General features: G+C 46.6%; 20 protein-coding genes and 1 tRNA gene. 7 read left to right on the top strand and 14 right to left on the bottom strand.

Annotation, left to right across the window (positions count from 1 at the left end):
• Positions 1-14: 14 nt before the first annotated feature.
• Positions 15-1307: a ribonuclease J gene (locus AC3AP5_RS00450; RefSeq protein WP_487327317.1), complete on the bottom strand. Its 1293-nt coding sequence runs from the start codon at positions 1305-1307 to the stop codon at positions 15-17.
• Positions 1308-1500: 193 nt separating this feature from the next.
• Positions 1501-2358 (bottom strand): LysR family transcriptional regulator, encoded by an 858-nt coding sequence (locus AC3AP5_RS00445; protein ID WP_272977963.1) that lies wholly within the window; start codon positions 2356-2358, stop codon positions 1501-1503.
• Between the two features lie 161 nt (positions 2359-2519).
• Here AC3AP5_RS00445 and AC3AP5_RS00440 point away from each other — a divergent pair, with 161 nt between their 5' ends.
• The 4 genes from AC3AP5_RS00440 to yghU all read left to right on the top strand — a co-directional run bounded on the left by AC3AP5_RS00440 (position 2520) and on the right by yghU (position 7365).
• Positions 2520-4490 carry a ligand-gated channel protein gene (locus tag AC3AP5_RS00440; RefSeq protein WP_286681672.1) on the top strand — a complete coding sequence of 657 codons (1971 nt, stop codon included), beginning with the start codon at positions 2520-2522 and terminating at the stop codon, positions 4488-4490.
• Between the two features lie 3 nt (positions 4491-4493).
• Positions 4494-5546: a PepSY-associated TM helix domain-containing protein gene (locus AC3AP5_RS00435; protein WP_286681631.1), complete on the top strand. Its 1053-nt coding sequence runs from the start codon at positions 4494-4496 to the stop codon at positions 5544-5546.
• The gene (locus AC3AP5_RS00430) at positions 5539-6369 is read left to right on the top strand and encodes a DUF4198 domain-containing protein (protein ID WP_487326884.1); all 831 of its coding nucleotides are present in this window, start codon (positions 5539-5541) and stop codon (positions 6367-6369) included. The genes AC3AP5_RS00435 and AC3AP5_RS00430 overlap by 8 nt, the downstream gene beginning before the upstream one ends.
• A gap of 132 nt (positions 6370-6501) precedes the next feature.
• Positions 6502-7365, top strand: a complete 864-nt coding sequence (gene yghU, locus AC3AP5_RS00425; RefSeq protein WP_487326883.1) for a glutathione-dependent disulfide-bond oxidoreductase — start codon at positions 6502-6504, stop codon at positions 7363-7365.
• A gap of 169 nt (positions 7366-7534) precedes the next feature.
• Here yghU and AC3AP5_RS00420 read toward each other — a convergent pair whose 3' ends face one another.
• Both AC3AP5_RS00420 and AC3AP5_RS00415 read right to left on the bottom strand, forming a co-directional pair.
• The gene (locus AC3AP5_RS00420) at positions 7535-7933 is read right to left on the bottom strand and encodes a DUF805 domain-containing protein (RefSeq protein ID WP_286681628.1); all 399 of its coding nucleotides are present in this window, start codon (positions 7931-7933) and stop codon (positions 7535-7537) included.
• A gap of 10 nt (positions 7934-7943) precedes the next feature.
• Entirely contained in the window at positions 7944-9371 is a 1428-nt protein-coding gene (locus tag AC3AP5_RS00415; protein WP_286681627.1) for a YdgA family protein, read from the bottom strand.
• A gap of 171 nt (positions 9372-9542) precedes the next feature.
• Between AC3AP5_RS00415 and AC3AP5_RS00410 the strand changes: the two genes are divergently transcribed.
• On the top strand, positions 9543-11732 hold the full coding sequence (locus AC3AP5_RS00410) for an OsmC domain/YcaO domain-containing protein (RefSeq protein WP_286681626.1): 2190 nt from the start codon (positions 9543-9545) through the stop codon (positions 11730-11732).
• Between the two features lie 233 nt (positions 11733-11965).
• Positions 11966-12763 (top strand): CsgG/HfaB family protein, encoded by a 798-nt coding sequence (locus AC3AP5_RS00405; RefSeq protein ID WP_286681625.1) that lies wholly within the window; start codon positions 11966-11968, stop codon positions 12761-12763.
• A gap of 11 nt (positions 12764-12774) precedes the next feature.
• Here the strand turns inward: AC3AP5_RS00405 and AC3AP5_RS00400 are convergent, their stop codons facing one another.
• The 9 genes from AC3AP5_RS00400 to AC3AP5_RS00360 all read right to left on the bottom strand — a co-directional run bounded on the left by AC3AP5_RS00400 (position 12775) and on the right by AC3AP5_RS00360 (position 22976).
• Positions 12775-14148, bottom strand: a complete 1374-nt coding sequence (locus tag AC3AP5_RS00400) for a hypothetical protein (RefSeq protein ID WP_487326882.1) — start codon at positions 14146-14148, stop codon at positions 12775-12777.
• A gap of 153 nt (positions 14149-14301) precedes the next feature.
• Positions 14302-15405: a protein adenylyltransferase Fic gene (gene fic, locus AC3AP5_RS00395; protein ID WP_272977592.1), complete on the bottom strand. Its 1104-nt coding sequence runs from the start codon at positions 15403-15405 to the stop codon at positions 14302-14304.
• Positions 15406-15700: 295 nt separating this feature from the next.
• Positions 15701-15776: transfer RNA gene (locus AC3AP5_RS00390), tRNA-Ile, on the bottom strand.
• A 51-nt stretch (positions 15777-15827) separates the two neighbouring features.
• Positions 15828-17267, bottom strand: coding sequence for a sensor histidine kinase (locus AC3AP5_RS00385; RefSeq protein ID WP_131382113.1), 1440 nt, complete (start codon positions 17265-17267; stop codon positions 15828-15830).
• Between the two features lie 28 nt (positions 17268-17295).
• The gene (locus tag AC3AP5_RS00380; RefSeq protein WP_487326881.1) at positions 17296-18072 is read right to left on the bottom strand and encodes an amidohydrolase family protein; all 777 of its coding nucleotides are present in this window, start codon (positions 18070-18072) and stop codon (positions 17296-17298) included.
• Positions 18073-18130: 58 nt separating this feature from the next.
• Positions 18131-19966 carry an RNA polymerase sigma factor RpoD gene (gene rpoD / locus AC3AP5_RS00375; RefSeq protein ID WP_006954237.1) on the bottom strand — a complete coding sequence of 612 codons (1836 nt, stop codon included), beginning with the start codon at positions 19964-19966 and terminating at the stop codon, positions 18131-18133.
• Positions 19967-20068: 102 nt separating this feature from the next.
• The gene (gene dnaG / locus AC3AP5_RS00370; protein ID WP_487326880.1) at positions 20069-21814 is read right to left on the bottom strand and encodes a DNA primase; all 1746 of its coding nucleotides are present in this window, start codon (positions 21812-21814) and stop codon (positions 20069-20071) included.
• Positions 21815-21954: 140 nt separating this feature from the next.
• On the bottom strand, positions 21955-22170 hold the full coding sequence (gene rpsU, locus AC3AP5_RS00365) for a 30S ribosomal protein S21 (RefSeq protein WP_006954239.1): 216 nt from the start codon (positions 22168-22170) through the stop codon (positions 21955-21957).
• Between the two features lie 86 nt (positions 22171-22256).
• Positions 22257-22976 (bottom strand): hypothetical protein, encoded by a 720-nt coding sequence (locus AC3AP5_RS00360; protein ID WP_287832173.1) that lies wholly within the window; start codon positions 22974-22976, stop codon positions 22257-22259.
• Between the two features lie 203 nt (positions 22977-23179).
• Between AC3AP5_RS00360 and AC3AP5_RS00355 the strand changes: the two genes are divergently transcribed.
• Positions 23180-24598: a serine/threonine-protein kinase gene (locus AC3AP5_RS00355; RefSeq protein ID WP_487326879.1), complete on the top strand. Its 1419-nt coding sequence runs from the start codon at positions 23180-23182 to the stop codon at positions 24596-24598.
• On the opposite strand, the gene tgt is transcribed toward AC3AP5_RS00355, so the two are convergent.
• Positions 24574-25689 carry a tRNA guanosine(34) transglycosylase Tgt gene (gene tgt, locus AC3AP5_RS00350; RefSeq protein WP_487327316.1) on the bottom strand — a complete coding sequence of 372 codons (1116 nt, stop codon included), beginning with the start codon at positions 25687-25689 and terminating at the stop codon, positions 24574-24576. The two genes, AC3AP5_RS00355 and tgt, sit on opposite strands and share 25 nt — an antisense overlap.
• Between the last annotated feature and the right edge of the window lie 4 nt (positions 25690-25693).

Raw genomic sequence — 25693 nt, 5'->3', positions numbered from 1 at the left:
ATAAATATAATATATTAATCGCGAGCTAGCGCAATTCGCCCCGCTTTTACTGCGTTTCGGCGGACGCTCGGCTGTAATCCAATTTTAAATAAATCACCGTTCATGCCCGTAAGCGTCATCCTCACACCCGCTTTTTTGGCGACTTCAGCATGCGCTTTCATATGGTCGGGTCCGCCATGCGTGGGTATCACCATACGCGGCTTCACCCACTGGTACAGTTGTTTAAGCTCTTCTTGATTAGGATGGCCCGAAGCGTGCAGTATGCGGTCACTTTGTTCGGCATGCACGACCTCTATTCGACGCGCTTTAAACTTATTCGTGAGGCGTTGAATATCAAGCTCATTACCTGGAATAATAATAGCGCTCATGATGACTTTGTCACCTTTATCCAGCACTAAGTGAGGATGGCTATCGTCGGCTAAACGATTGAGTGCTGCTCTAGATTCACCCTGGCAGCCTGTCGCCACAACTAACACTTCTCGTGCTGGTAAATAACCAACATGCGTATGGTCAATGAGCTCAATATGCTCGGGCCATAATCCAAATTGGCGTGCCAGACCTACATTTCTCTCTAAAGAACGCCCAAGCACTGCCAAATAGCGACCCGAAGCTTCAGCTACCCGAGCTAACGTGATTAGACGTGCGATGTTACTGCTAAAGCAGCCGACAACAACGCGTCCTTGTGCTTCTTTTACCTCGGCTAACAGCCCATCATGGCAATCCGCTTCAGAAGTCGACCACCCTGGTTTCATGGCGTTAGTGGAATCACCCACAACGGCATCAATGCCTGTTAATCCAAGTCGTTGAAACACGCCACTGTCAAAGCCGGCTGAGGTAATTGGTTGTGCATCTATTTTCCAGTCTCCCGTGTGTAATACGCGAGCAGCAGGTGTTTCGATAACCACACCAAATGGTTCAGGGAGCGAATGGGTAAACCGTATCCAAGTCACACTAAACGGACCGATTTGAACGGTTTCCCCGTCATTGACTTCGATAATGGAGACCAGTTCAGCAAATGCGGTATAGGCTAATTTTTTGCGCAGAACAGCAGCTGTATAAGGTGTGGTGTAGATTGGTTTTTGCCAGCGCAGCCATAAATCTTCTATAGCGCCAATGTGGTCTTCGTGAGCGTGGGTAATAATGATCGCTTCGAGTTCGTCTTTATTATCTGTAATGAAGCGAGGGTCGGCACAGACGACTTCGTGCTTTAGGCTATTGGGCTTTGCAGGGTTAAGCGGTTCATCAAAGGAGACACCACAGTCAATCATCAACCAGCGACCGGCATGACCGTAAAGGTTCATGTTCATGCCGATCTCACCTGTCCCGCCAAGGGGTAGGAACCACATGTCGACTTCGCTTGGATACAACGTGAGTCTCCTCTAACTTACTGTGTAAGCGTTAGATATGCGAAACTAGTAACGTTGATGCTACTCCTTTTGGATTACTTTTACATCTTCATTCAGAGATTAAATCGTGCTGTGATGTCAATCAAATACAACACTACACTTGCTTAAACCAATCCTCTATCACATTCATCACTAAACGTGTCTTTGCCGGGATACTCTCTTTCACCGGTAGGACTGCATAAACACCGTATTCCACACCGTCCCAATCGGGTAGTAAGCGGACGAGTTCACCGTTTTGTAACTCAGGCTTCACTTCGGGTTCTGGCAACAGTGCAAATCCAACGCCGTCGCACGTCAATTGAACCGTTGTTTGCATATTGTCGACTTGGATACGCGGCGCTGGCAGCGGCAAGTCATAGGTATTTGAAAAATGCGCAATAAAGGTCTCCGCTTGTAAATCCTCAAGACTGCTAACCCTGCGTTTGGCGAGCTCATGAGTGCTTGCGACACAAGGCACCAAATGCCAATTAATTAAATGATGGGAGTACAAGGAGGAGTCGGGTAATGGCCCAATACGAATTGCGAGATCCACGCCTGCAGTCACTAAATCAATCGGTTCATCCGTCATTGATAACTTAAACTGCATGTCTGGAAACTGCTCAGTTAGCTGTCGTAGAGGCTCGCTCAGTAAGCCGCCCCCGAACCCCACAGGTGCCATGATCTTCATCACCCCCGCCGGCGTTTGCGTCAGCTGCTCCATACGCTCTTGATTTTTCGCAGCAATACTCAAAATGTCCAGACATGACTGATAAAACACTTCACCGGCTTCGGTGAGCGTCATAACCCGCGTGTTACGGTGAAATAACGCTAGGCCATTATCCTTTTCAAGCTTCCTAAGTTGTTGACTGACAGCAGAAACGGTCATATGCAGCTCACTCGCGGCTGCACTCATACTCTTTAACTCGACGGTGCGAGTAAACGCCTTCATCGACCGAATCATCTTCGGATTCATAGCTTAAGCACCTCTTAAATATGCTTACAAATAAACGAGATTGCAGAAACGTTTATTATACGTATATTTGCAAATAAAAACTATTCTCATTTTTATATATGGAGAACATTGTGTATCTATCAAACACGCGCGGCTTAAAACTGTCAATCATTGCCTCTGCCATTTGCACCTTCACTTTATCAGCAAATGCTAACCCGCAACAGTCAGATTACCGCGCAAACCATTCTCATAAACGTGAAAAGCCCATGGAGGTTTTAGTTGTCACTGCGTCCGGTGCCGACAAGACTTTACGAGATGCACCTGCGTCAGTCAGTGTCATTTCTGGTAAAGAATTATCACAACGTTTTTACAAAGATCTGACCGATGCACTGACCGATGCGCCTGGGGTTATTGTCACCAATGGTGGTGACCGACAAGACATCAGCGTTCGCGGAATGAGCAGTCAGTACACCTTGATTTTGGTCGATGGACAGCGCCAAACATCACGAGAAACACGACCTAATAGTGACGGTCCGGGCGTTGAAGGCGCGTGGACACCGCCCTTAGCAGCTATTGAACGTATCGAGATAATTCGCGGCCCAATGTCTTCGCTATATGGTTCGGATGCTATTGGCGGTGTCATCAATATTATAACCAAGAAAACACCGCAAGAATGGCGCAGCGAAGTTCGTGTAGACTCCGTTGTACAAGAACGCAGTGACTCCGGTAATAGCTACCAAGTTAACCTTTTTACCTCTGGTTCGCTGATTGAAGACACCCTCGGACTGCAAGTGTATGGCGGATATACACGTCGACTTGAGGACGATATTGTGGATGGATATCGCGGTAAAAAAACCGACCATGCGACCGTGAAACTCGCTTACACACCAACGGTCGACCACGAATGGCTTTTTGAGGCAGGCACTAACTCACAAACCATAGACGCCACACTGGGTAAAACCGTTGCGCCCCTAGCGGCGGGTGAAAGTTGTGGCCGCCGCGGTTGTCCTGAGTCATCCACTACCGAGTATGACAATCAAAGTTACTCCATTGCTCACAACGGTCAATGGGGGCTTGTCGGCGCTCGAAGCTATCTAAAACGAGACGAATACGACAACAATGCGCGTCAGATGTACATAACCAATACCGATTTCCAAACCGTATGGAATGTGCCACTCACCGTTGAGCAGCCAATTACACTCGGCGCCGCATATCTAAAGGAAGAGTTAGAAGATCGCACCAGTAACCAAATTAGCGACCGCACACAAATCGATAGCTCTCAATGGTCAGTATTTGCTGAGTCAACATGGCCTATCGCAAAACACTTCGAGCTCACAACCGGCTTGCGTTACGACGATGATGAGTATTTTGGTGACCAATGGAGTCCCCGGGTCTACGGCGTCTACCACTTATCACGAGCCACCACACTAAAAGGTGGCGTATCCACCGGCTTTCGAGCACCTAACTTACGTCAAACCACAGAGGATTGGGGGCAAGTCAGTCGAGGGGGAGATATTTATGGTAACCCCGACTTGCAAGCCGAAACATCGGTTAACTACGAACTCGGTTTATATACCCACTTTAGTCGAGGAATAAAGAGCTCAGTTACCGTTTTCTATAACGAGTTCGACGATAAAATATCGCGTATTGCATGCCCCGTCACTCAGTGTACCGGCGGTCCCAATCAGTTCGGCTCTATGCCCACAACGTACGTCAACGTGGATGAAGCAGTGACACAAGGTGTTGAAGCCACTTTTGATGCACGATTTAACAAAGCTTGGAAACTGAGCGCGAACTACACCTTTACGGATTCGGAGCAAAAAACCGGTGAATATAAGGGCGAGCCACTCACACAGCTACCCAAGCATTTGGTACAAACGTCGCTCAATTGGAAGCCTTCCGCGGCAATGAATACCTGGTTACGCGTTCATTATCGTGGCGAAGAAAGCCAGCCGACGACGGGACCTTCGAGCGGCTCACTGATTGCCCCTTCATATACGCTGACCGATTTAGGCATCAATTACTTCCTCACACCCGATATAAAGATCGGAGCCGGTATTTATAATCTATTTGATAAGCAAATTGGTGTCGAAGAGTACGGCTATATCGAGGACGGACGCCGTCTGTGGGTTTCTCTTGGCTGGACTTTTTAATCGATGCGAGCACGTCAATTTTGGAATATTAAAAACTGGCATTGGGTCAGTTCCGCGATTTGTTTGGTCGGCATGCTGCTTTTTTCTGTGACAGGTATCACCCTCAACCATCCCACCGTGTTTGAGGGTGATGCTGAGATCACTCAAATCGAGGCTGAAGTTCCACCCACCATTATGGCGGGTTTAAATGCCGAGCGGCCTATTAGTCAGGCGTTTCGCCAGTGGTACCAAAGTACAACAGGTAACCCATTACCTGACACCGTTAACGCACAATGGAGTGAATTTGAAATGTACGTAGCTTTACCACGCGCGGGCTCAGACTGTTGGTTTTCAGTCGATCGCGAGTTACATACCTTTTATCAAGAAACCACAGACCGTGGCTGGATTGCCTATCTCAACGATCTGCACAAAGGCCGCAACACTCACTTTATGTGGTCGCTGTTTATCGATGTTTTCGCACTGGCCGCTATTCTGTTTTCAGTAACCGGCTTGTTACTTTTGAAAAAGTACGCCAAGGGTCGTAAAACTACGTGGCCATTGGTTGCCGCAGGTCTGCTCATACCTGTATTACTTTTGATTCCAAACCATAGCTCCGCCAATGAACTCAAGGTTGAGCTGCCACGCCTCGCAGTCTCTGAATATCATCCACCTTATCTCGCGGTGTGGCTGATGGACAGTGAGCGCAAGAAAGTCGCTGATGTCGCTATCTGGTATGACACTCAACTTGCTGACAAAGAAGGTGAAAAGTGGCTTAAAGATATGCGCTTATGGTGGCGCCGCAGCGGCCGCTTTTTGAGTATGCCCGTCGATGGGGTCTCTGGCGCAACTCGACAACCGGGTTCACATCGAATAGACCTCAAGCCACTGACTCAGGTTATCAGCCAACGGCCTCCCCAATCTTACACCTTGTATATCGAGGCAGCGCGTGAACTCGGTGGACGCGAGGTACTGCAATTTAATTTCCAATGGCCATTAAACAAACCACTGCAACACACCGAGCAAGGCGACAACGAGCTCGGTACTGTAATACTTACTCTGGAGCCTTTAAATGATTAAACGTAAAACCTCACAACTATTACTCATGGGCGTGTTACTAACATCGAGTCTCTCGGTCAACGCCCACCGCTTATGGATAAAACCGAACACCACCACAGTATCCGGTCAGGATGAATGGGTCACCTTTGATGCCGCTATCGCTAACGGTATTTTTAATCCAGATCACTTTGCCATGCCTTTAGACCGCCTCACAGCGTACAACCCAGACGGTCAGCCTATTGCGCTGCAAAATCAGGCGAAGCTGAAATACCGAAGTGTATTTGATCTTCAGCTCACCCAGCCGGGCACCTATGAAGTCAGTATGAATAGCCGCAGTCTGCAAGCCAGCTGGCAAGATGATCAAGGAAAGCGGCAGCGTTGGCCCAGCCGTGGGGAAGCGGGTACGCTCGAAGGGTTTCGCCAGCACGTACCCCAAGATGCAAAAGATTTAAAAGTCTTCGACAGTGCCCGTCGGGTGGAAGTATTTGTTACCGCAGGCGCGCCCAGTCAAAAGGTCATAACACCGACTGGTAACGGACTTGAGCTTAATGGCAAAACCCACCCCAACGATCTCTATACCGGGGAATCGGTATCACTGGGTTTCTTATTCGATGGCGAACCGGCTCAAGATGCGCAGGTGACCCTTGTACGACAAGGCGAAAAATATCGTGACAATAGTGAGCCGATGCGCTTTACCACAAACGCGGAAGGAGTTTTTGAAGTGAGCTTCGATGCTCCCGGCATGTACTTTATCGAAGTTGAATATAAAGACGATCGCGCAAAAGCGCCAGCGATGGTGAGATTAGGTAACTATTCAGCCGTCATTGAAGTACTGCCTCTATAACGTGTTCAGGGCGCGCCAGCGCCCTGATTATTTTACACCCTACGCTAAAAAATTCCTCGCCGAGGCAAATCCAAGCTGAGCTAACTTTGGTATCTTTTAGACGCGTTGTACCCAACCAATAGAGGAACTTTTATGTCGAATAATGCTTACGTCCCACCCAAAGTATGGGAGTGGGAACCCGGTAACGGTGGTAAATTCGCCAACATTAACCGCCCAGTTTCTGGTGCGACTCACGAGCAGCCACTGCCCAAAGGGGAACACGATCTTCAACTCTATTCCCTGGCAACACCCAATGGACAAAAAGTAACTATCCTACTTGAAGAACTCCTTGAGACCGGCGTTAAAGAAGCCGATTACGATGCCTATCTTATTAACATATTAGAGGGAGAGCAGTTCTCGAGCGGATTTGTTGAAGTTAACCCAAACTCAAAAATACCCGCTCTGCTGGATAAAAGTACCGAACCGGGCACACGCGTGTTCGAGTCAGGCTCTATTCTTCTGTATCTTGCTGAAAAATTTGGTCACTTTCTGCCAACCACGCCCGCTGCACGTACTGAATGTCTAAACTGGTTATTCTGGCAAATGGGCAGCGCCCCTTTGCTAGGCGGTGGCTTTGGTCATTTCTATGCTTATGCTGACGAAAAGTTAGAGTACCCAATCAACCGCTTTACGATGGAGATCAAACGCCAATTAGATGTACTCGATAAGCAACTTGCCAATCATGAGTTTATTGCAGGGGACGAGTACAGCATCGCAGATATGGCCATTTTTCCGTGGTACGGTGCGTTGGTTCGCAACGAAGTCTATGAGGCTGCTGAGTTTATTCAAGCGCACACCTATAAAAACGTGCAGCGCTGGGCCGAACAGCTATCACAACGCCCTGCAGTTAAACGCGGCCGTATGGTCAATAAAACCTGGGGTGAGCCAGAAGAACAGCTACATGAGCGCCACAGCGCTGAAGACTTTAAGACTAAAACACAAGATAAAATCGGCTAGAAAAGAAAAAGCCCCGAGTAAAGGCTCGGGGCGAAATATATCCAGGGAGTATAAATCTGTTGTCTGGTGTTCTCCAGAAAACGACTGCAATTATCAATACTTACGGTGACAACTTCGTTTCGGATTCATGACAGTTTGATGAATCTCTCAGTTAGTTTTAATTGTCGCCTTAAACTGATATCGAGCCTTCGTCTTCCTCTTGCTGAACTTCCTTAGGATTTGGGCCATACTTATTCGTACCCGGCTTACCCGCTACACAGGCGATACCCAAAATAATAAAGGGTCCCGCGATAGGAACGAATACCAGTAAATAAAGCCACCCGGTCAGGCCAACGTCGTGCAAGCGCCGAACAGCTACGGACACGTTAGGTAATAAAATAAATACACCATAAAGACCCGTAAATAGACCCACGCCGAACTCTTGGTCCCATAATCCTAACGTGATGTCTAGAATAGCCGCAGCAATATAGAACAACAAATTAAAGAGCGTGAACATCCAAAATTCCGTCCGAGTAGAACGGGACTTGAAATCTAAATAGCGTCGCAACGCTTCTAAATACCACTTCATAAAAAACCTATTATTGTTGAAGTGCTTGCATTATCGGCAGTTCGTTTCCGTTAAGTACAAACTTACCATCTTGCAACGTAAATTTGCTCACATAAGCATCATCTTGCTCAGTGATAAAGCCCTGTTGAATCAAAGCTGAAATAATAAGCGGCGCCTGCTGCTCAGCTAGTTGTTGCATTTTCTCAGGATCTTGTCTTGTCGACGGCAGCTGGTTTTTAAGCTGCATCAATATTTGTTTTTCTGCAAGCCATGTAGCAAGCGGCTTGTCGATCGAAAGATTAGCATCAGAGTTCACATGAGATAGCCAAAATACCTGATTATCGATGGGCTGAGGTAGTTTATCGATGGCGGCCAATTGCATCATCATATCCGCATTCATATCGCCTTGCTCGAACGAAGCTTTGAGCGCATCGATTTTAAGCGAAGGCTCAGCCTCAGAGAATTGCATCAAACGCTTAACGAAGAACTCCTTTTGTTCCTCGAGAAGAACCTCAGGATGGGCAGTCGCATCTTGGTTTGCCGCCAACTTTTGAAACGCCTCAAGCACCTCAATATTTAAATTATCCATGGATATGTCTAGCGCTATATCATTAACACTAATAACCGACGAAGTGAGCGATTCAAGTGTCTGAGCAACAGACATACTTGCATTGACTTCATCTTCCCCGATATCAGATCGAGTGTTCATTTGATAGTTACTTAGTACTAAAGGTTGCTCCATTGTCTTATCTTCAAAATAAAACTGCGCAATGGAAAGCGATGAATCGCCCTCATAAACACTACCTTTTAATAATTTTTCAAGCGGTGTTTCGGCGTTAATATCGAACTTCATGTCTTTAAGATCGACTCGCGCCCCACCCTCGGTAGCGAGTTTAAACTGCTCAAAACCACCGCCATATTCGATATTGTCGCTATCAATAGCGCCACGCCCCTGATAACCGGAAAAATTCACCGCTACACCGTCGCCATTCTCGACAGCTTTAAACTTGGCAATTCGGTCACGGTATTCCCCACCTCCGAACAAACCTAAAGAGCCTGTCATGTGATAAAAGGCATCACCATCGCTCCACTCAAGGTACTCGCGTAACTTGTCGTCCACAAGTTCAAGTTTCCATGAAGCTAAGCCGATTCCTGCATCATATTTTGTCAACAATAAACCATGTTGTGCGGATAGTTGGAATTCGGCGTTTACTTCTTCAGGGAGTTCCATTCCGTCATCAGTCATATTACCGAGTTTTACCGTAACTAAAATCGTCCCTTCCGAACTAAGATAGCCACTCTGAAAGTCGACCAGTTTAGCATCGTACGCTGGCTGAGAATCTAATGCAGCCACTTGCGCCTTAACCTGATTCTCAACAACCGAGCCTGTAAAGTATGGACTCACAGCAAATGCTGCCACAACAGCAGCTGCGCCGCCTAGAAACACTTTTTTGCTCATTTATACACCTTATTTAGATCAGTTTATTTTGTAATTATTTTGTTGCCATTTTGTCACAAGTTGGGCTGCGGCGCATTAAGAAATATCTTAATTTTCGTGATTTTACCCATGACGCAGGCATCAAAAGACGAGATAATGCGCGCTTTGTTTTAGCAATCAGGTCGAAGCGCTATGGAAATCAAAGTTAATTTTTTAGACAATCTCAAACTCGAAGCTAAGTTTGACGATTTCACCGTTATTGCCGATCAGCCTATTCGTTATAAAGGTGACGGCTCTGCGCCTAGCCCATTCGACTATTTTCTCGCATCATCAGCCTTGTGCGCGGCATACTTCATTCGCTTGTACTGCAATGCGCGCGATATTCCGACGGAGAATATTCGTTTATCGCAAAACAATATCGTCGATCCCGAAGACCGCTATAACCAGATCTTTAAAATTCAGGTCGAACTCCCAGAGGATATTTCGGACAAAGACCGCCAAGGTATTCTCAGAGCCGTCGAGCGTTGTACTGTCAAACGTGTGGTGCAAACTGAACCTGATTTTCAGATTGAGGCCGTCGACAACCTCGACGATAGCGCTCAAGCTCTCTTGATGGGGGCGCCAGACGGCGATCATACGACCTTTATTAAAGGCAAAGATTTGCCTCTAGAGCAAACCATCGCCAACATGACTCAAATACTGGCTGACTTGGGCATGAAAATCGAGATCGCTTCTTGGCGCAATATCGTGCCAAACGTGTGGTCTCTGCATGTGCGTGATGCCGCATCGCCGATGTGCTTTACCAACGGCAAAGGCGCGACAAAAGAAGCCGCCTTATGCTCTGCATTAGGTGAGTTCATTGAACGCCTCAACTGTAATTTCTTTTATAACGACCAGTACTTTGGTCAAGAGATTGCGCAAAGCGAGTTTGTCCACTATCCCAACGAACGTTGGTTTGAGCTCACCGGAGACGACAGCCTACCTAGCGGCATTTTAGACGACTATACACGTGCTATTTATGACCCTGAAAACGAGTTAGCTGGCTCCAATTTAATCGACACCAACTCCGGTAATATCGAGCGCGGTATCTGTGCGCTCCCGTTTAAGCGCCATTCGGATGGTGAGACGGTGTACTTCCCTTCTAACTTAATCGAAAACCTGTACTTAAGTAACGGCATGAGCGCCGGTAATACGCTCGACGAAGCGGTTGTTCAATGCCTATCGGAAATATTCGAACGTGCCGTCAAACGCGAAATTATCGAAAATGAAATTGCATTGCCTGACGTACCGGACACCGTTCTTGAGCGCTTTCCCAAACTTGTTGAAGGCATCAAGGGGCTAGAAGAGCAAGGCTATCCCGTATTAATAAAAGACGCCTCGTTAGGCGGTCAATTTCCTGTAGCCTGTGTCACTCTGATGAACCCTCGCACCGGTGGTGTGTTTGCCTCATTTGGCGCGCACCCCAGCTTAGAAATTGCCCTTGAGCGCAGTCTCACCGAGCTTTTACAAGGTCGTAGCTTTGAAGGATTAAACGACTTACCTGCGCCGACTTTTAATCAAATGGCTGTCACCGAACCTAACAACTTCGTTGAACACTTTATCGACTCATCAGGTGTGGTGTCGTGGCGTTTCTTCAGCGCACGTTCGGAATATGAATTCGTCGATTGGGACTTTTCCGGTTCAAATCATGAGGAAGTGAACACCTTGTTTGGGATCCTTTCTGATTTAGGCAAAGAAGCCTATGTCGCCGTTTATGACGAACTGGGCGCACCGGCATGTCGTATTCTCGTGCCAGGTTATTCAGAAGTGTATCCCGTAGAAGATTTGATCTGGGATAACACCAACGTGGCACTGCAATTCCGCGAAGATATTCTAAACCTTCACCGTCTCGGTAACGATGCCCTCGCGGATTTAGTCGAGCGTTTAGAAGAAAGCCAGCTTGATAATTACATGGACATCATCACGCTGATCGGTATTGAGTTTGATGAAAATACTGTGTGGGGTCAGCTCACGATCCTAGAGCTTAAATTGCTTATCTACCTTGCGTTAGGCGAACATGCGCTCGCGCTAGAGCATGTGGAAATGTTCCTACAATACAACGACAACACCGTTGAACGCGTCTTATTCTATCGCGCCGTGGAAGCCCTTCTTGAGGTCGAACTCGACGAAGAACTCAAGCGTAGCGACTTTATTTATAACTTCCGCCGAATGTTCGGCGATAAAACCATGGATGCAGTCGAAGGTTCCGTCGATAGAAACGTGCGTTTTCACGGTCTGACGCCCACCGACATGAATTTAACAGGGCTCGATCGTCACTTGCGTTTGATTGAAAGTTATAAAAAATTGCATGCCGCTCGAGCGCGTGTTGCTGCAATACGTTAACCTCACTCAGTTTGTAGCTTTTGATAGCTGCCCCTGCCTCTCGTTGAAGTGTTGAATTCTGGTGAACCTTTAAAACTAAATGTTTTCGGGCTTAGTCTAACTAAGCCCTGCTCGCTCTTACTTCCAAACGCCTAATACAGTCATCTCTGACACTTACGTCATTCATTATCGTTTGCGCCTTTCGTCACCATGTACAAAATTAACCTGTCAATTTTCACAACAGTCGCGAAGTCATGAAGAATCCATTAAATCAATTTTTTATTACATGTTTTTGTACCGTCTCCTTAAGCGCTTGTGTCAGTACCAGCCCCAGTCTAGGCGGTAGTTCTGGAAACACCATCACGGGAGCTGCCGGTGGAGCGCAAAGTCAGGGCGAAAACAAAGCGTTAGAACGCTGTGAAGCGCCTTTGGGAACACTCTCCATCTACGAGGATACTAACGAAAACTGGTGGTATGACTATCGCCGCATGTACCCCCAATTGGGCACAACCGTGCCGCTCATACGTGTCATGATTCAGCAGTCAAACTGCTTCGTCATTGTTGAGCGAGGTAAAGCAATGCAGGCACTAGAAACCGAACGAACACTCATGGAAAGCGGTGAGTTGCGAGAGCAAAGTAACTTTGGCAAAGGTCAACTGGTAGCAGCCGACTACACAGTCAGCCCTTCGATTCAGTTTTCTGAAAGTGGTACACAAAACGTAGGAGGCTTACTCGGAGGTTGGGCAGGTATTGTTGCAGGCGGGCTATCAAGTAATGAAGCAGCAACCACCCTGTTGTTAGTCGATAACCGTTCTGGTGTACAAGTCTCCGCAGCGACAGGTAATGCGAAGAATTGGGACATCAGTGCCTTTGGTGGACTATTCAGTGGACTCTTTGCCGGTGTTGGTGGCTACACTGACACACCCGAAGGAAAAGTCATTTCAGCCGCATTTATGGACTCATATAACAATATGGTCAAATCACTAAAAAACTATAAAAGTCAGCGTGTAACTGGCGGGCTAGGTCGAGGAGGTGCGCTGGGCGTCAATTAGACGCCCAGCCATTAGCTCACAACAGGCACGCCAAATATGGCTTCTATTCTTCCCTGAAGAGACATCCCATCGACGCGATGTTTAGAAGCCTTATCGAGCAACTTGTTCCAGCGCATGTAATTATCCTTATAGAGCTTTATTGATTGATCCGATGAAGCGCCCGAAGCATTCCAAGCCCTACTGTTTTCTAAAGCCACACCTACCGAAGCCATACTGACGGCAACGGTTCCTTCTAATACATTTTCAGGAATTACAATACCGAGACCAGCAGAGCCAATCGAAAGCATTGCCGGTAAGCAAGAGCGCCCCATATCAAGTAAGTTATCACGCCATGAACCTTGCCGAGCGTTGATTGCTGAAAACGTATCTCCAAACAAGCTACTGTGAATATCTTCGAACTCCTCAGCACTCCATTCATGTACAAATCGCTTACCGCTATTGTGGTCGCGTGCCTGCGCTCGAATCACCGTTTCATCTCTTACTTTAAAGAGTAAATCCAATAGCTGAGTAGGTGTAGTGACCTTCTTCTGCATTAGCAAGGCGTAAGCATAAGGAAAACTTTGTAACGCCTCTGACTCTGTTTGAGAGATGGTCTGTAGTTGATTAATCGTAGAATTCTGTTGTAACTGACGCCCCAAATAGCGCCACAAAAGAGCGCTCTGTTGCGACTTAAGATCTTCGATTGCAGGGGCTGCCACGTAAACCGCGCGATGCTGCGCCGCCAATTCATTAACAAAATTAACGCGAAAGCGATCGATCAAACCAGAGACCAACTTTCCCTCACCCTCTACTTGGGATGCGGCTTGAGAAAATGCCTTATTAAAGTCATCAACGCTCGGTTGGTCAATGGCGGCGACATCAGCGATACTAACCAACAAGCCGGCTACACACTTCGACCCTCGAAAGGCGTTTCGTTCTAACGTTTCCTTTGCCAGACGCTTACGTTCAGTAAAGTTAAGAGCTAACCCCTCAAGCAAACATTGCTTAAAGAGCTCCGCATCATTTTTATCAACTGCCTTTTGTTGCACCCATTTGGACGGACTTTCAAGCCACTCCTTAATCAATAACGAGGATTGAGCAACAGCTTCCTGACAGCAATTGAGCCATTGGTCAGTAACAACTAACGAAGTTTCACGCAGAAGCGAGTGATACAAATTGTTGTGATTTTTTAAAATGGCCTTGTCTTCATCTTGAATTGAGCCATCAAACCACACCTCCGACGACATCGCCAAAGATTCAATCACATTGAGCAGTTGCATGACTTGCTGTCGATTTAACTGCTTTGGACGTGAGTCTGCCCCTAACATCAAACTCATCGATAGATTCAGTTGGCGCGCATTCAACAACGAGCCACCCGTATAGTTCTGAATAGATAACGTCTTCATAATTAACGTTTTTGCTCTTTAAACCCTGTCCAACTAACACTTTATCAATAACTAGTTTGATAGCAAGTTATACCGATTATAAGTCCTGCATTGGCGGTTTTGACGATTTTGATCTCAACTTCCGTTGTAACTACCGCTTGAGATTAGTTTGCTTCAAAAAGGTTTAATACGATTACTGTCTTTTGTCATTAACGTCATCAACCGCGGATGCACAAATAATTTTTCCTTTCCTGAATCAACCTCTTGTAGCACGCCAATATCTGCTAACTGCTTTAAATAGGTTGAAGCCGTCTGGCGTTTTGCAATATCACGCTCAACCAGATTGCTAATACGGCAATAAGGCTGTTCAAAAATAAGCTGAACAAGCTCGTAGCTATATATTTTTGGTAGCTGAGCCTTTACATAATCGGTTGTACTTTCCATGAGCGTTCTAATCGCTGTGATTTTTTCACAGGTCCATGTTGCGGTTTGCTCGACACCTTTTAGCATAAATAACAACCACTCTTCCCAGTTCTGATCTTTAGTGACTTGATTCAAGAGGCGATAATAGTCTTGCTTATTATGAACGATGAAGCGACTCAAATACAAAATAGGCAGTGTTAGAAGACCCGATTCAATAAGGTATAAAACGTTTAAAATACGACCTGTTCTGCCATTCCCGTCATAGAAAGGGTGTATAGCTTCAAATTGATAATGGCTAATCGCCATCTTTATAAGTGGATCCAGATCGTCGTCATTATGAAGGAATCGCTCCCAGTTGGTTAACAAGTCGCGAATCACATCTTCACCGTTTGGCGGCGTATAGATAGTTTCGCCTGTCGTTTGGTTTCCTATAAAAGTCCCCGGTACTTTGCGAATATCCATTTCGGAGTGCTTTAAAGTACTGCATACCTCAATAGCCGTCGCCGTGCATAGCGGCTTTTTCTCAAGTTGTATAAAGCCTTGGTATAGCGCAGTTCGGTAACGTAATGCTTCCTTGGTTGCATGATCAGCACCTTTACCCCCTTGCGCATACTGAAAAAGCTTATCGGTCGTGGTAACAATATTTTCAATTTCTGAACTATCCTTTGCTTCCAGCAAAGGCAGCAAGTTGATTAACATGCTTTGATTGGGAATGAGCTCTCCCGCCTTTTTTAACTCCGCTACAGCAGCACGTGCAGAAATACAGGCCTTCAGCACAGCCCTAGTTTCTATGACATCTAGGTTGGGTGGTAATGTCGGTAATTGGTTATACGGCTGCTCTGCTTGCCAAGTCATGTTTAAATTTCCAGTCTAAATCGACATAAATGAATTATGGTTTCAGTTTATGTCGTTCCAATCGACATATCAATCTAACGTGTCGATATTTTCTTGTTTTTTCGACATAAATTATTTTTAGGTCGAGATCATCGACACACCAAGCCTTATCAACCCAAACAAATGGATAGCTGTCACAGCACAATATTGCTAACGTTGTAAAAAGCAGAGTTGCATGAGCTATTCTAAAAAGTAGCACAGAGGTAGCACCAACCAATTTTGGTTAGTGGTAGTTAACACTGAAAGCCTTTAAATATGGTGGCCCCTCGCAGATTTGAACTGCGGACCAACCGATTATGAGTCGGGTGCTCTAACCACTGAGCTAAGGGGCCATTTTAGAAGTGAGTTGCTTAGAAAGCGGCGCAAATTATACGAACTTTTTGCTAGCTTGTCATCGGTATCTTTAAGATAAATCGAGAGATTTCGCCATTTGATTGAAATTCGACCGACCCTTTTAAGCTGCTGACAAGGTCCTTCACCAAACGTAAGCCATCTCCGTAACGTTCAGGTTTTACATCATCAAACCTAAATAAGTTCTGCTCGACATCTCGGCGTACACTCGGATTTTCGTCGACAACTTCCAAAACTACGTTGTCGTCCTGTTTGCACACACGGATAAATATCTCGCCCGCCTGTGGACCAAATTTTAATGAATGTAAAATAATGATATCGAGCGTAAAGCGAAGCAGTAGCGGGTTCGTTATCACATGCACATCGTCATCACATACCGCTGCAATTGTTTGGCGGTCGTTCGCATGACGTTGTTGATGAAAATCTGCCAATGCTCGTGTCCAACGATTCATCGCTACTTCCGCAACGGGTCCCTGCTTTTTGTGACGAACATCAATTTGTGCCAAAGCTTGGCAAAGATATTCGGCAGCATCGAGTTCTCGCTGCAATTTCTCGAACTGGTGAGTCGACGTATCCGAAACCACCGTTGTAACATCCCGCTGCAGTTGTTCAATACGTCCGCGCAGTTCCTCAGCAAATGCGAGTGCTGCGCGTCCGATAATCGACAATTCATTAATCTGTCCGAGTTTCGCTTCTAACGAGTTAATCGCACGCTCTGCATTGTGTCGTTTTTGCCGTGCCTGATACAACAATAGTAAAAATGGCTGCACATCGTTAATGGCTGATGTGGTGGGCACGGGCGCAGCTTCGTCATGAAGTTGTTCTGTTAGCTTCTCTCGCTCGGTCAGCCAGCCTCTCTCAAAGTTACGGTTACGTACCAGCATCATGGTGCCAATCACAGCAAGTAAGCCGAAAATGCCGAATAGCACACCGACTAAACTTGCAGGGACCAATGACGTCCGCTTCATTAACCAAGCAGCTAAACCCCGGTGAGTGGTGACCGGGCAGGAGACGGTAATCACCGCAGCATCCACTGACTGTCTGACAGACGTAAGTATGTTGGATTCATCGACGGCTTGCCGTGACAAGGCACTGAGCAGTGCCATTTCGGACTGAGGCACGTCGGTTTTAATACTTGACCCTACATAGGTAGGAAAGGCATAGCCAAAGAATTCGCTGGCGACATCCCAATAACCCCCCTCGACTCCCTGAAGTTTACTCGTTTCGCGGTACATAACCTGCTGCAACAAGTCGGGGTTAGTGACCTGATAGTGAGGCTCTGCGTTGGTGGGGTAGAGTTGGGTGATTTCTGTACGCACTTGCTCACAACTCGACGCAAGTCCTTCAGTTGAACGACTGATCAGCTGTGATGGCGAATACCAAAATGTGAGACCAATACCGAAAATAGCGATGGCGATGATTGTCATCGCCATCCAACGGTTCTGGTTACTTATTGAGGAGAGCGAATACACGCGCCACCTTATCTAGAAATTAAACACCTTAGGGTAGTTTATAAAACTCTTTGGCGTTTTGGTAGAACACTTTATCCGCGGCATCAGAGTCATCAAGTGCTTCAACAATGGTGTCAATATCACTCGGCTCAAACCCGCGATTACTACGCGTACCCGGTAAGTCTGTGCCAAACATTAGACAATCAGGGTTCGTCTTATAGAGCGTCTTAATTGCTTCTGTAATATTCACTTCGGTACGCCCAAAGCCGCTTGCTTTGATATTCACACCGCCCTCAGCTAATCGGCGCACTTGAGAAAGGCCTGACTTAGCCATACCCAAGTGGTCCACGCTCAATTTAGGCAACTTCAACAATGTAGGCACCATATCGTCAAGTTCACGACTATCGACATAAATTTCCAAGTGCCACCCTGCTAAATCCCAGATACGACGCCCGAATTCGACAATCCCTTCGATATCTCTATGTACACCACGCTTTAAGTTAACGCGGACACCACGGATACGATGCTCATTAAGTTGCTGAATTTTCTCATCACTGACACTACCCGGTAACTGAGTAACGCCGACATAATTATCCCCCAGGTTTCCAAGCGCTGCTTTCAAATAGCGTTGCTCGAAGCCCTGAAAGGAACCTGAAACAATGACGCCACCTTCGATAGGCATTCCTGTCACAAGGCGGTTGTAATCGTCAATGTAAAAAGGCTTTGGGATGTGACCTTGGTTTTCTATCAACGGAAACGCATCATCATAGATATGAAGATGCGAGTCTATAATCCGTTTTGGCCAATGTTCACGATTAATTCCCATACTGCCTCCTTTCTTAGTAACAGAATCACTCAAGTAGAGCTTGAGCAATTACATACGGTTACTCATCCAAAAACGATTTAAGTTGCTCTGAACGGCTTGGATGACGCAATTTACGCAGTGCTTTTGCTTCAATCTGACGGATACGTTCACGCGTTACATCAAACTGTTTACCCACTTCTTCGAGCGTGTGGTCAGTATTCATATCAATACCAAAACGCATACGCAACACTTTCGCTTCACGAGCAGTCAATCCGCCGAGTACGTCGCGCACAGAGTTACGCAAGCTCTCTGAGGTAGCCGAATCAATCGGTAAATCCAGAGTGTTGTCCTCGATAAAGTCACCTAAATGCGAGTCTTCATCATCACCGATTGGGGTTTCCATCGAGATCGGCTCTTTTGCAATCTTGAGGACCTTACGGATTTTATCTTCCGGCATCGCCATCCGCTCAGCCAATTCTTCTGGCAGCGGCTCACGGCCCATTTCTTGTAGCATTTGACGCGAAATACGATTGAGTTTATTAATGGTCTCAATCATGTGCACCGGAATACGAATTGTACGTGCTTGGTCAGCGATCGAGCGCGTGATCGCCTGACGTATCCACCATGTCGCATACGTCGAGAACTTATAACCACGGCGATATTCAAATTTATCGACCGCTTTCATCAAGCCGATATTACCTTCTTGAATCAAATCAAGGAACTGCAGACCACGATTGGTATATTTCTTAGCGATTGAAATAACCAAACGAAGGTTCGCCTCCACCATTTCTTTCTTGGCTCGGCGCGCTTTTGCCTCACCAATCGACATCCGGCGGTTAATATCCTTAACCTTGGCAATAGTAAGGCCTGTTTCTTTTTCTATTTCATTTAACTTCGTCACACAGCGTTCGATTTCAACGCGTGCTTCTTGTAATGTGGTTGCATAGTCAACGCCCGCAGAAATCTGCTCATCAACCCATGCTAAACTATTTTCGTTACCCGCAAACGCTTTCATGAATGCACGCTTAGGCATACCGGCTTGTTCAACCGCCGCTTTCATGACCAAGCGCTCTTGAACGCGCACACGCTGCATCATGGCACGCATGTCTTGAACAAGACGGTCAAACTGCTTAGGAACTAGGCGGAACTGCTTAAACAGATCGCTAAGCTTGTCAATTTCAACGCGTGCGTCTGGATGCTCACGACCAAACTGAGTTATCGCTTGGCGAGTTGCCTCGTATTGCTCGCGCAGTTCGGTGAATTTCTGACGAGCAAACTCTGGGTCAATGCCGCTATCATTTTCTTCCTCGTCATCATCATCCTCGTCATCGTCGTCCTCATCCTCAAGCTCATCTTCAGAGAGCTCAGAACCAACGTGAGTTGCACTTACGGGCGCTTCATCAACCTCATCAGGATCAATAAAGCCTACAATGATTTCGGTCAGACGTAACTCTTCGGCCTCATAAGAGTCCCATTGCTCTAGCAAGAAATTAATTGCTTCGGGGTACTCAGCAACAGAACACTGAACTTGGTTGATACCGTCTTCAATACGCTTAGCGATATCGATCTCGCCCTCACGCGTTAACAGCTCAACAGTACCCATTTCACGCATGTACATGCGAACAGGGTCGGTGGTACGGCCTATTTCACCATCCACAGTAGCAAGTGCTTGTGCTGCTTCTTCAGCTGCGTCCTCGTCCGCCGCACTTTCGGACATCATCAAATCATCTGCATCAGGCGCACTTTCAAAGACACGGATACCCATGTCATTTATCATGCGAATGATGTCTTCTATTTGATCGGAATCAACGATTTCCTGCGGTAAGTGGTCGTTCACTTCCGCAAACGTAAGAAAACCTTGCTCTTTGCCTTTCGCAATGAGAACTTTTAACTGTGATTGCCGATTCTGCTGCATACAGAGATTCCACCTGTCACTTTCTACGAGAGTACCCAAAATGACCTAAAACTATAGCATAATGGCTAATTTTAAGCTACCAAAACGCTGATTATAGCCTAGTCAGTTACGTGTTCTTAAATGCTTAACCAGCATTAAATATTCTTGCTTTTCCGCTTTATTCAAGGGCGTTTGTTGCCCCTTTTTGAGCAGTTCGTCGGCTCTTTGTTCCACATATTGGTCAATTAAATAAACAAAGATATCCTTAAACTCTTGCTCCATATTGTGTTCATCAAGTCCATGTTGCCACACGGCAAGTTTTTCTAGTGCTTTTTGATACGGCGTATCGCGCCAATGCTCTAGCACCTGGGCTGTCGTCATATCACGCTCATTACACTGTTGATGAAGCGCGATAAATAAATCCATACCTGGCAACTTAAGTTCGCCTAGCTCTGCTTTAACGGGCACCTCTTTCGCCAACTGCGGATACTGCACGATAAGAGCAACGGCACGGCGCAACGGCGTCATTTTTACCGCATCTGGTTTTGCCTTGCGTTGCTGCGGCGTGTCAACATAGCGTTCCAGTTGCGACGTTTCCCTTCTTAAGAGCTGTGCCAGTTTTTGCATTAGCGACTCACGATAAAAGTCACTGGCAATCCGCTCGATACGCGGTTTCGCCTCACTTAATAAAGCTGAGCGTCCAGACTCTGTATTTACATCAACGTCTTCCGACAAATGCTCGAAAAAGTAATCGACAAAGGATTTAGCCTGATTTAAGTAACGCTCAAACCCTTCCTTACCACTACTTTGAACCACCGAGTCAGGATCTTCACCCTCAGGTAGAAATAGGAAGCTTAAGTCGATACCATCTTTTAGCAACGGCAGTGCATTTTCTAACGCCCGCCACGCCGCATCTCTTCCGGCTCGGTCACCGTCATAACAACACACCACTCTATTAGATGTACGGAATAAACGCTGTAATTGTTCAGTAGTCGTTGCAGTCCCGAGAGAAGCGACCGCGTAGTCGATACCGGCTTGCGCTAACGCGACAACATCCATGTAACCCTCAACAATACAAATTTGCTCGGGTCGGCGTAAACGCTGCTGCATATTCCAAAAGCCATATAGCTCTTGGCCCTTATGAAACAAGCGTGTTTCGGGTGAGTTCAAGTATTTAGGACCGTCACTATCAATCACACGTCCACCAAAGCCAACGACACGGCCTCGACGATCGTGGATAGGAAACATCACGCGATCACGAAAGAAATCGAACTTTCGACCCTGGTCATTAACATTGACCAACTTCAAATCGATGAGCTGTTGACGCGCACGTGGCTCAACGCCCATGGTGGTCAACAAACTATCCCAGGCATCGGGGGCATAACCGATTTGAAACCGTTTGACAATGTCACCCGATAAGCCGCGTTGCTTTAAATAAGTAATTACTTTTTCTGAGTTCGCGTGATGCTTGAGCTGATGCTGAAAAAATCGCGTACATTGCGCCATCAATTCAGTGTCATTTTTTAGCTGTGCCTGCTGTTGGTGTTGTTTTTGTAGATCGTGACCCTCTTCACGAGGCACCTGCACACCTAAACTTGAGGCCAACTCTTCGACGGCATCGGGAAAGTTTAGGCCATCAAACTCCATAATGAAATCGATTGCATTACCGTGTGCACCGCACCCAAAACAGTGGTAAAACTGCTTATCGGCACTGACCGTAAACGAAGGCGTTTTTTCATTATGGAATGGACAACAGGCCTGATGGTTTTTCCCTGCTTTTTTTAAAGGTACACGGCTATCCACTACTTCGACGATATCAGCTCGCTCAAGTAGGTCGTGGATGAAGCTTTTCGGAATGAGTCCTGCCATGCCCTCAACTTATCTTTTATCTTCGTCTACAAACACGAAAGCCGCGTCGCTTAGGACACGGCTTCCAACACGTAACTTAACGAATTAAGTCTAAGTGCAAGCTGCGAAAAGTGAATATCGCTGTCTGCTACTCGTGTATCTTAGTACAAACGAGTGCGACGCGCGTTCTCGCGAGCCAATTTCTTGGCGTGACGCTTAACTGCTGCAGCTTTTTTGCGCTTACGTTCTGCTGTAGGTTTTTCATAATGTTCGCGACGACGAACTTCAGACAGAACACCTGCTTTTTCACAAGAGCGCTTAAAGCGACGCAGTGCTACGTCAAACGGCTCGTTTTCTTTCACTTTAACGACTGGCATTAAAACATCACCTCGGAAAAAATTATCTATGTTGTTTAAAAAATAACCGCAAGGGTTTAATTGGTGGTGAATTGTACCGAGTGAAACTAGACTTGTAAAGTGTTATTCGAATATGAATCATTGGATTGATCATTATTGATCAAACGATCGATCGCATTTTGATGACTCACTAAATGGTATAAAACCTCCTCACACTCCGCCACGCTCAATTCGCACTTTATTCCAACGTGCCATACATTCGGTCGGTGCTCTTGAAGTAAACGGAGTCGACCGCTTAACGACCAACGCTGCTGATCGTCCTTACCAATATGCAGTTTTACATCGCGATCACAGAGATCGCTCATCATGCTAGGCAATTGCTGAGTAGTTTCGAAGCCCACACCTCCGCGCCCAATATCAACAATGCTTCCATTAATATAGGGAAAATGGTTCGCAACCTGCAGTTGCGCAGGGTAATCAATACCCACTCGCGGGGACTGGCGTAAAGAACGAGCAATACCTTGCTCCGGATAACTCATAAACAACAGTTTTTCCGGGAAATGAGTCGCGTGTATTAAGCTGACATGCGCTGCGATCATTTCGCCCTCATCTGAAATCAACTTAAGGCGTAAATTCTCGCTTTCCTTAATGGCGGGTAGCACTTTCTCCCAACGTGCTTGGTAACCCAGTCCTAAAATCAGGTACTGAGGGTATTGTTGACCTAACAACGTGACAGAGAAAACAAAAGGTTCACCGGCAAACGTACCACTTAACTCAACCTTTTGATTAAAAGTTGGTACAATTTTATGACTGATCTTATCTAGCATTTTTATAGTTAATTTTTATTGTTATGAGATCAGCATAGCGTAAAGTTGACAATTGTTAAGCTAAACACACATAAATTTTTTATGACGTCAATTAACGCCAAACTACCATAACATACGTCAAGTCAACGTCTCTGATTGCCCGGCTGATAACTCTGTCTGTACACTCAAAACAGGTAAAACCTAATAGATTAAGGATTTTTGATTTGGACGAAGCTTCGACCAATACAAAAAATGGCCTACAATTTCCGTACTCAATTCCCGAGCGTTTTCGTTGTCGTGATTTTTTGGGTAGCGGAGGTAGTGGCGTTGTTTTTAAAGCGTGGGACGAGCTACTCCAACGAATGGTTGCCATCAAGTTCATCAAGAATCCAACTTTTCTTTCTCGGCAACGACTTGTCGCAGAAGCCCGAGCCTTAGCCAAGTTGAACCACCCATCGCTATGCGGTGTTTATGATGTGGGCGAACCTTCTGAAGACCACTCTTCTCTTTATATGGTCATGGAGCTGATTGAGGGTCCCCGAGTGACCGAGCTTGCTGGTCAGCTGAGTATTAACGATGCGGTCAAACTGGTATTGCAGTTGGCTGAGGGGGTCAGCCATATGCACAGCGAGGGCCTTGTTCATAACGACATAAACCCCACTAATGTCATTGTTAAATACGACTCGAGTGACGAATCGATTCCGACACTAATTGACCTTAGTATTGCAGGACGCGCATCATCCAACCGTCACAAAGGCTTTGGTGTCAGCCCGCTATTTTCAGCTCCGGAACAACCCGGAAGTGAACCCAATACTAGCGGGCGTTCAAAAGCAGTAGATATTTATGGGTTGGGTGCGCTGCTGTTTTTCCTAGTCACGGGTCAAGCCCCCTCTGACGAACCCCAGCGCCAGCTCAAACAATACGCTGATCGCTGCCCGACTCGCCTGCGCAATATTATACTTAACTGTTTGCACCGAGATCCAAACGAGCGCACCAGCAGCGCACAACTATTAGCACAACAATTAACTGATTACCGATACCGCCGTTTTCCATGGCTGGTGCCGGCATCAGTCACCTTACTCGTATCCTCACTCGTCGCAACGATCGCGATCAGTATCATGCACTATCATTTCGCTGATAGTGCAACGGCTGAGCGCACCGAAGTGGTCGAAGCAGGTAGTCATATTGAACAGGCGCTTGCCCACAGTCACTACGCTCGAGAACTGATCGAGAGCAATCAACTGGAACGGGCAAAGCAACAGTCGTTACTCGCCTTAAACTACTTTAAGAGCTCTTTTAAAGAGCAACAACATAGCACATCGGTTGCTGCTGAGATGACAGAGTTGCTCGTCGCCATTGCACCTTTGCTCAGTCGTTCGGAAATGAATGCCTTATTACTCGAGACCACGACTTACTTAGAGAGTGAAAAGCCCGAGGAACGCACTGCAAAATATCATTTAGCTCTGGCACGACTCTATCATCAGCTTACGCTATTGCAGCAAGACAAACCGAAACAAGCCGAGCAGTGGGAGCGCGAATCATTGCGAGCCGCGGCGCGCGCTCTCGCAATGAAACCTAATTCGCAGGAGATCAGAAGCTTTTTCACCCAACTGGATGCTCAGTCAAGCGAAGGAACCGATTGACCGCGAGCGGCATAAAATGCATTTACATAATCGTCAAACGTTCCTGCATCAAGCGCATCTCGCATGCCTTGCATCACGCGTTGGTAAAAATGCAGGTTATGAATTGTATTCAGACGCGCACCTAGCATTTCATTAGTACGATCCAAGTGATGTAGATAAGCGCGTGAGTAGTTTTTACAGGTATAGCAATCGCACTGCTCATCGAGTGGTGAGGTGTCATTGCGGTGCACCGCATTACGGATTTTAATGACACCCGTTGACACAAACAGATGACCATTACGTGCGTTACGCGTTGGCATCACACAATCAAACATATCAATACCACGGCGCACTGATTCAACCAGATCCTCCGGCTTACCAACGCCCATCAAATAACGAGGCTTATGTTCAGGCATTTTTGGCGCAGTGTGCTCAAGAATACGCATCATATCTTCTTTAGGCTCGCCAACGGAAAGACCACCGACAGCATAACCATCAAAACCGATATCGGTGAGTCCTTCCAACGAGATATCACGCAGTTCTTCGTACATTCCGCCTTGGATAATACCAAATAATGCAGCATCGTTGCTTTCATGCGCAGCTTTTGAACGTTGAGCCCAACGCAAAGACAGCTCCATTGATTTACGCGCCTCTGCTTGAGTCGCTGGATACGGCGTACACTCATCAAAAATCATGACAATATCAGAACCCAACTCACGCTGAACTTGCATGGATTTTTCCGGCGTTAGCAAAATTTTCTCGCCGTTGATAGGCGAACGGAAAGTCACACCCTCTTCATCGATTTTGCGCAGTTCACCTAGACTAAAGACCTGAAAACCACCGGAATCCGTTAAAATCGGCTTATCCCAGTTCATAAAATCGTGGAGGTCACCGTGTTGCTGAATCACTGACGTACCTGGACGGAGCATTAAGTGGAACGTGTTACCCAAACAAATCTGAGCGCCAGTCGCCTCGACCTCTTCCGGTGTCATACCCTTGATGGTGCCCAGCGTACCTACCGGCATAAATGCAGGCGTCTCAACGGTACCGCGCTCAAACACCATACGCCCTCGACGCGCGCGCCCTTGAGTTTTATCTAGTTCAAATTTCATCATT

It is taken from the genome of Idiomarina sp. D18 (assembly GCF_057748155.1).
The sequence above is the reverse complement of the archived record's forward strand: the minus strand, read 5'-3'. Positions and strand labels throughout refer to the sequence as shown.